Here is a 7880-nt window from a genome sequence, read left to right as displayed (position 1 = left end):
TTTCGCGAACCAAAGTTAGCGAATGCCATCTTAGATCGCATTTTACATCATGCAACGGTCGTCACGATTGTAGGCGAATCTTACCGTTTGAAGGATCACTTTGTGAAAGAAGACAAGTGATTTTGTACATCATTAAACAAGCAAAAGTATACATTCTTAGGTTGACATTTACAACCGAGTATTGAAGAATATTTTCAGTCGAGCTGTTGACTGGAAAATCATTAAGTCATCTCCCATGATAAAATTAAAACAACCAAAGGTCACTCACAAACAAAGTGAAGTATATTGTGAAGATGAAGTTAAGATATTATTCGAAAAATTGAAGACTGTAGATGTACATTGGAGAATGCTTGTACGCTTAGCAGTAACAACTGGTTTACGTCGAGGTGAATTGGTAGGCTTAGTGTTGATCTCGAACAAGGCGTTATCCATGTACGTCAGAGCATTACTCTCTTCGAGAACGGAAAGCCTATCATTAAAGTACCAAAAACAAGAAAATCAATTCGCAAAGTGACGCTTTCGGAAGCAATGCTATTAGAGATGAACCAATATTACCAACATTGCCTAGATGAATGGGATTTAATAAAAGAAACCCGAGATAATGAGCATTTCTTTGTGTTCTTTAATCAGTATGGAAATGCCTTCTATCCAGAGACTCCTTATTTATGGTTTCGTAATTTCTTAAAAAAACATAACTTACGTTACATAAAATTTCACGATTTACGTCATACATCAGCTACTCTGTTAATCAATCAAGGTGTACATGCTAAAATTATCTCTGAAAGGTTAGGACACTCAGACATCAGCACCACAATGAATGTATATGGTCATGTGCTTCAAGAAGCTGACCGAGAAGCAGCTAGAAAGTTTGATAATCTATTAAACTAAGAAAAAATCAACAATACCCATTGGTTAACAAATGGGTATTGTTGATTACTTTGCATTTAGACCAAACATTCGTGAACCAAGCTTTTGTCTATACAGATTTTCAGTACCCTAGTTTTTATTAATGGCTGGATATTAACCATCAGGATCAATTTCCATTTTCAAAAAAATCTCATTCTTATCATAAGTCATATTTAATAAAATTTGAAAATCAAACTTTAGATTATAGTAAAATTAACCTATTATTTTTTCATTAAATCATTTCATATTTCGAGTACAAACTAAGTTATTACTTAATGCTGAAACTGACTTCACTCAGTAAATCTATTACCATATACTTAGCATCATTTATTCCACCGGCTTAACACTTACATTACCACTAACAACATAGTATACTTCTTCTTGATTCTCCTCACAAAATAAACTCACTTGAAAATAATTAAACTCATCATATTTTTCTATGAATGCTTTATATCCTTTTTTATTATATTTTGCATTTGTATGGCCATTGATAATGAAACCATTCATGTTTATTTCTATATATACTCTCGATTGTTCCTCTTCAATTAGTAACTCGGTATTATTGTCAACATCAACTAACGAACCTTTTTCTATTGAAAATGGATAAGGTTCCAGATGAAGGTAATACTCCATTTTTTTTTTAACATAATCAAAGCTCTTCTTTTTTTCATAGTTTTTACCTACGGAAGGCATAAACCAATTCTCTTCTTCATTTCCTAACAAACCTATTTTTATAAAGTCATCACTCTTATGTAAACTAACTGGAACTTCGTTTCCATCTTCAAATTGAATTATAATTTCTTTTTTATTTGTCTTTGATATTACAATATAAACTGATTTTTCCCACCCTACGTTAACTATTAAAGAATAATCATTTGCTTTGAATACTTCCTCCGAATTTAATTTACACCACTTACTTAAATAAATAGCAGCTTTTTGAATTCTACCTATCGAAACAAATGATAAACCTATTAAGATTAAACTTTTTTCATTCCATTCATCATAATCTAAACTTTGAAGGAAATACTCAATTGCTCCCTCATAATTTTCTTTATTAAATAATATTTCCCCTAAGGTTGCTAATGCTTCGGAACTATTAGAATTAATTTTCAGTAATTGTTTAAGGTACCCTACAGCCTGCACATAATTTAAATTTGACATATATATTCTTGAAAGATATAAATAGGAAGCTTCATTGTTGGCATCTAAACTAATAGAGTATTCCAAATTTTTAATTGCAGCAGAATAATTATTTCTACAATACTCCAAGAGTCCATACTCAGCAAAAGCGCTAGATGTTTCTAAGATGTTAAGTGATTCTATAATAGATTCTTCTGCTTTAACAAATTCTTTCATTTTTATTAATGAAGAGCTTTTTAATAAGAGTATCTCATGGTTATTACAATCAATCCTTAATGATTTATCGCAAAATCTTATGGACTTTCTGTATTCATTGTTTAAATAACTTAATCTAGCGCACAGATTGTAAGATTCTCCATTTTCTAGCAGATTAGCCACTTTCGTAGCGAGTTTCAATGCTTCTCCATATTTTTTGCAATTTATAAATTCAGTTATCTGTTTACTTTTTTCCCTAAAAGCCAAAATAATATTTTCGTCGACACTAACTTCTAATGATTGGTCATCTAATAACACTTTTTTGTATTTTTTAATATTTTCACCAATACGAATAATTTTTTTATATAACTGATTAATCGTTGCATCATTTAATACTTTTTTAAATTTATATGTAATACTTTGTTGGTTATTAAAATCACCAACTTTATTAATTGAATGTTGTTCTATTTCACTTACCCATTCCCAAAGCATAATATCTTTATCTTCCAAATATATCATGAAAATCGAAGCAGGCTGACTCGATAAGTAGTTTAAAGTTTTTGTCTCTATTGGGTAACTATATGTTCCATCCTTATTTTCAATTTTTATACTTGTAAGTTTATCTTTAATTTGTACCTGTGATATAAAATTAGTTGCATACTTTTTCATATTACTTTCTATTTTCACTTCCAAATATAAATCCACACCATAATCATGTTGATTTACATCTCTTATTACAAAGTTTTTGTTTTTCAAGATATTTCTTAATGCCAATACACTATTTTGTTCTTGTTGATGAGAAATTGAAACCTCTGGAAGATTATATTTCACCATTCATATTCCTTTCTATTAACTATTAACTATTAACTATTAACTATTAACTATTAACTATTAACTATTAACTATTAACTATTAACTATTAACTATAGTGACAGATATTTCAAAACTTAGACTCACTTTAATTAATAAGATAAAATGTATACTAGAGAAATAATTCAATATAGAAGTAGATAAGCTTTGATCAGAATAAATTTCCAATAGAATAAATCTATCAAGCTAAATTGTACGTCTGACCCTTGATAAACAACAATGACATATTTTTATCCTTGTCCGATGCAAGATGTTAACAATTAGGAACTACTATGCCTCATTCTTGGTGTAATAAATATTGAATTGAAAAATATATATTTAAATAACTTTATTGTGTATTACTTATCATAACCTGGATCGGTTATAGTTTTCTCGAGAGCCTTTGCTTGTAATACCAGTGTTTTAATTTCCCTTAATTTTTCTTTTGAAAGTTCTTTCATAGTACCCCCCCCTCTTATTTTTCAATAATAACTTTTACCTCTTCATAAATACATTTCAATCTTTTATATTAAGTATAAAAATCAACAAAACACTACTCATTAAATTTTAACATATTTAACTTTTTTTTCACAATTTCTAAATATGTGCTTTATTTTAGTTTCTGACGTACATTTTAAGTATTAATATCACACTCGATTATTTTTCACACCAATTTCACACCAACCCCCATTTCTCATCTCATGAGCCTCTCACATTTTCCCATTTCAACATAAAAAAGCCCTTGCTACGCAAGGGCTCCCAGTTACACTCTACACTCTCTCCAACCATGTTACCACTTCAACATGCCCCGTATGCGGGAACATATCGACCGGAGTTACCTCTACCGTTCTATATCCACCATCTTCAAGCAATCTTAGATCTCTTGCCAGCGTCGATGGATTACAGCTTACATACACTACTCGCTCAGGACGAATCGCTAGAATTGTATCCAGCAGCTCTGGGTCACAGCCTTTACGCGGTGGATCGACTACGATAACGTCTGCTTTCATTCCTTTTTTCTTCCATCTCGGAATAACTACTTCAGCAGGTCCCGCTTCAAACGTCGTATTGTCCAGTTCATTCAGCTTAGCATTACGCTTCGCATCTTCAATCGCCTCAGGTACTATTTCTACTCCATACACATGACCAGCATTACGAGCTAAGAACAACGATATTGTTCCAATGCCACAATACGCATCGATCACTTGCTCCTTGCCTGTTAATCCCGCATATTCGACTGCTTTACGATATAGTGAAATCGTCTGCTCAGGATTGACTTGGTAGAATGATCTCGCAGAGATTGCAAAACGAATACCATCTAGCTCATCATAGATTACTTCACTTCCCCAGATCACTTTCGTCGTTTCACCAAATATAGCATTCGTAACTTTATCATTTACATTATGAACGATACTCTTCACATTTGGGATACGTTTGCGAATCTGTTCAATCCATTCAGGCTGACGTGCAATACGCGTTGTATTTGTAATTAGTACAACCATCACTTCACCAGTAACAACACCGATACGAGTTACCACATGACGCAATATGCCTGTACCCGTCTCTTCATCATACGGCAGCACTCGCAATTCACGAGCAATAGCCTTCACTTCATGAATAACTTCATCATTGCGTTCCTTCTGTATCATGCAATCCTTCATATCTACGATACGATGGCTACCTTTCGCATAGAAACCGCCGACTAGCTCTTCACTACTCTCACCTCTACCAATTGGCACAGCCGCTTTATTACGATAACGCCATGGATTAGCCATCCCCACTGTTGGGTGTACAATGACTTGATGCTCAGTAGACATAGTATCGCCTTCAGCATCTGCCTGTTGTTCACCTGCTACTTGTAGCTTGCCAATTCGAGTTAAGCTATCAACCACATGCTGACGTTTCCATACTAGCTGACCTTCATAATCAAGATGCTGTAGCTGACAACCACCGCACTCTTTGTAAATCGGACATGGTGGCTCTACACGTTGCTCACTTATGTTTTTAAACTCAGTTACTTTCGCATAGCCATATTGCTTTTTGGATTTTAGTATTTTCGCTTCAACTTGCTCGCCTGGCAACGTATTTGGAATAAATAGTGTATACCCCGTACTTGTACGTCCTACACCTTCACCATCATGAGTGATGCCAATAATATCTGCTTGCACCGTTTCATTCTTCTCGTGCAAAGTTGATAAATTCTTTTTACTTGGTCCACGACTCTTATTACTTTTCGCACTTTCTGCTACTTTACTTACCGGTGCAGAAGCTATTCTCACGCTTGTCTTAGCAGCTACAAGGCGACTTGACTTACTACTTTGTGCAGATGTACGTCCGCCAGTTCGCTCACTAGTCCGTTCACTGTATTGACCACTTTGCGAATTTCCACGAGAACTTGTACGCTTCACTGACTTACCACCACGACCACTTGCGGATGGCTTCGAGCGATTCGAATACTCACTATCACGTTCACTAGAGTGCTCGCCATACTTGCCTCCGCGCGTACTTGTGCCAGCTGACTGTGAAGAACTATTCGTATACTCACTACCTTGCTCGGCCGATCGGCTCTTGCGTGCGGCACTTCCATTCACTCCAGCGCGCTCGGCATATCTACTTCCACGTACAGCAGTCTGCTCGCCAGACTTATCACCACGCGTACCGCCACTAGGACGCGACCCAGTTCGATCAGAAGATTTAACTGCCTTATTGAATTGCGGCTTGCTATTACTATATTTGTTCCCCATAGGTTTCTTAGATTTCATAAAGATTTGGGCTGGCGGAAACTCATGACTTCAGTCGTGAGGGGAGCCAGCCCGCACTTCCCTTCTTTACATTATTTGAGCGAGAAGTGTATTGGCTTTTTCTACTACTCGCAGTTTCTTATAACTTGCACTTTTGTGTATGCTTGTCCCCACTAAGGTTCGTAGATCAAAGTAGCCCGTTTGTCGTCGGCCAAACACAATGCACTCAATTCCTTCAAAAAAGACTTTATCAAACAGTTGAAAACCTTTAACGAATCGTTCCATTTTATTTGCTTTTCGATAGCCACCTTTGGTGATGGTCAATTTGTGTAACTGTCGATTGTTTTTGCGTACTTGCTTAAACAAATAGCTATTTTGGGATGGTTTTGCAAGTGGATTGCCACTGATACACCGAGCATCCACAACGTGAGTTTTCTCCAACTCATGACGAATACGTGTATTTTTCGTTTGAAATCCATACGTGTATTGAACGTGTGGATATAACTCTTTCACTTGGCGATGAATAAACCATCGCATCACTGTCATTTGAGAAGCATCACGAAACGTAGTACTTTTACGTGTGAATAGATGCTCTTTCCCTTCTTCGTGGATCTTGTGATGGCATGTTTCACACAGTGTAAGTAGATTATCTGGACTGTCGCCGCCTGTTTTACGACTTTCGATGTGGTGAACATTTAAAATCTTGTCTTTTGTTTTACCCTTACAGTGCTGGCATAGATGCTGATCACGAAAGAATACATACTCTCGCACATTCCAAAAGCCTAGCTGATCTCCTTGTTGATACAAATCACCTGAAATCGTAGGGTTCTTAATCTTTTGAATGTCAAACTGTGCCACTTCAATCGTCACATTCGTAACGGGGAGAATGGTATGCACTTTGGAGATCATCTTTGTATGCATATCGACTTTGTTTTGAACGGATGGAGCGAGCCACCCTGTATCTTTTTTGCGATTTAAAAATCGCGGTTTACGGTAACGTGTCTTTCTGCTTCGCCTGACACTTCGCAAAGCTCGGCGAACAGCCAGTAGCTCCTGAATATCAGTACGCAGCTTCACTTCGCCCTCGAACAAGACCTGCCCTTCTGTTGTGGCTGATAGTCCGATGTGCTTCGTGCCAGCATCAACACCAAGTGAGATTGATTGCTTGTAACCGCTAGATCCGTATTCTAATTGAATGGTAAATGGTGTTCGTTGCACGACTTTTGCTTTTCCTTGTTCCAACAGCTTACGTGCTTTTTGTGGTTTACAAGGCATAAGTGGCTGTCCATGTTTATTTAGTACGTAAACGATCATATCGTTTACCTCCTTCGAGTTGGGTACTCTTCGCCAATGTTGTAGGTGCTTGTTGAGCATGCAACACCGCTCCTTTCCCTCAGAGCTTTTAATCACATGCGACAGTTGCATAGAACTAGAGTAGGCATCCTATGGTGTCATGACACAAACAACGTAGTCAGTAAAGACTTAGGCTAGTCAATCAAGGCTATTACTAGCCTGCAACTTCAATCGCGGGTTATTGACCTTTACGCTCCGCTCTAATTAAGACTACCTGTTAAGCTCCCAGCATTACTTCGTCATCAAAGTCCGATTTTGAACTTCCCCTTACAATGATGGTTCAAAAAGCGGGCTTTCAGAACCGAGAAGATGAAACGCTACTTGAGAAAGATGGAAGCGCAAGTGTACATGATTACATACACGCGGCCCTACAATGTTTCTGCAAGAAACATACATCGAAAGCTTATGCTATACTTTCCAAGTCCGCTTCATATTCCATGCCGAGTAAGCAACGTTAGCATTACTTCGTCATCAAAGTCCGCTTTTTTGAACTTCCCCTTACAATGAAGGTTCAAAAAGCGGGCTTTCAGGACCGAGAAGATGAGACGCTACTTGAGAAAGGCGGAAGCGCAAGTGTACATGATTACGTACACGCGATCCTACAATGTTTCTGCAAGAAACATACATCGGAAGCTTACGCTATACTTTCCAAGTTCGTTTCATATTCGATGCCGACTTTGCTACGTTAGTCTAGTC

At 36.8% G+C, this 7880-nt stretch carries 8 protein-coding genes; 5 read left to right on the top strand and 3 right to left on the bottom strand.

The features are described 5' to 3' along the window. The 3 genes from AC1TPB_RS21470 to AC1TPB_RS21460 form a co-directional block, all read left to right on the top strand. Window positions 1-120, top strand: a 120-nt coding sequence (locus AC1TPB_RS21470) for an ATP-binding protein (RefSeq protein ID WP_482078383.1), incomplete at its 5' end; no start/stop codon positions are given. 115 nt (window positions 121-235) lie between these two features. Beyond that, the gene (locus tag AC1TPB_RS21465; protein ID WP_482078379.1) at window positions 236-514 is read left to right on the top strand and encodes a hypothetical protein; all 279 of its coding nucleotides are present in this window, start codon (window positions 236-238) and stop codon (window positions 512-514) included. After that, entirely contained in the window at window positions 427-888 is a 462-nt protein-coding gene (locus tag AC1TPB_RS21460; RefSeq protein ID WP_482078382.1) for a site-specific integrase, read from the top strand. Before AC1TPB_RS21465 ends, AC1TPB_RS21460 begins: the two co-directional genes overlap by 88 nt. A gap of 345 nt (window positions 889-1233) precedes the next feature. Here the strand turns inward: AC1TPB_RS21460 and AC1TPB_RS21455 are convergent, their stop codons facing one another. The 3 genes from AC1TPB_RS21455 to iscB all read right to left on the bottom strand — a co-directional run bounded on the left by AC1TPB_RS21455 (window position 1234) and on the right by iscB (window position 7145). After that, on the bottom strand, window positions 1234-3075 hold the full coding sequence (locus AC1TPB_RS21455; RefSeq protein ID WP_482078378.1) for a CDC27 family protein: 1842 nt from the start codon (window positions 3073-3075) through the stop codon (window positions 1234-1236). Between the two features lie 785 nt (window positions 3076-3860). Continuing rightward, entirely contained in the window at window positions 3861-5279 is a 1419-nt protein-coding gene (gene rlmD / locus AC1TPB_RS21450; RefSeq protein ID WP_482078381.1) for a 23S rRNA (uracil(1939)-C(5))-methyltransferase RlmD, read from the bottom strand. Window positions 5280-5918: 639 nt separating this feature from the next. Continuing rightward, window positions 5919-7145: an RNA-guided endonuclease IscB gene (iscB, locus tag AC1TPB_RS21445; RefSeq protein ID WP_482078377.1), complete on the bottom strand. Its 1227-nt coding sequence runs from the start codon at window positions 7143-7145 to the stop codon at window positions 5919-5921. A gap of 311 nt (window positions 7146-7456) precedes the next feature. On the opposite strand from iscB, the gene AC1TPB_RS21440 reads away from it, so the two are divergent. Next, complete coding sequence (locus tag AC1TPB_RS21440; RefSeq protein ID WP_482078376.1) at window positions 7457-7642, top strand: hypothetical protein; 186 nt, start codon at window positions 7457-7459, stop codon at window positions 7640-7642. 45 nt (window positions 7643-7687) lie between these two features. Beyond that, window positions 7688-7873, top strand: a complete 186-nt coding sequence (locus AC1TPB_RS21435; RefSeq protein ID WP_482078375.1) for a hypothetical protein — start codon at window positions 7688-7690, stop codon at window positions 7871-7873. Window positions 7874-7880: the final 7 nt, after the last annotated feature.

The sequence above is a fragment of the Paenibacillus sp. Y951 genome, assembly GCF_056786395.1.
Note: the sequence above shows the minus strand (reverse complement) of the source record. Positions and strands in the feature narration are given on the sequence as shown.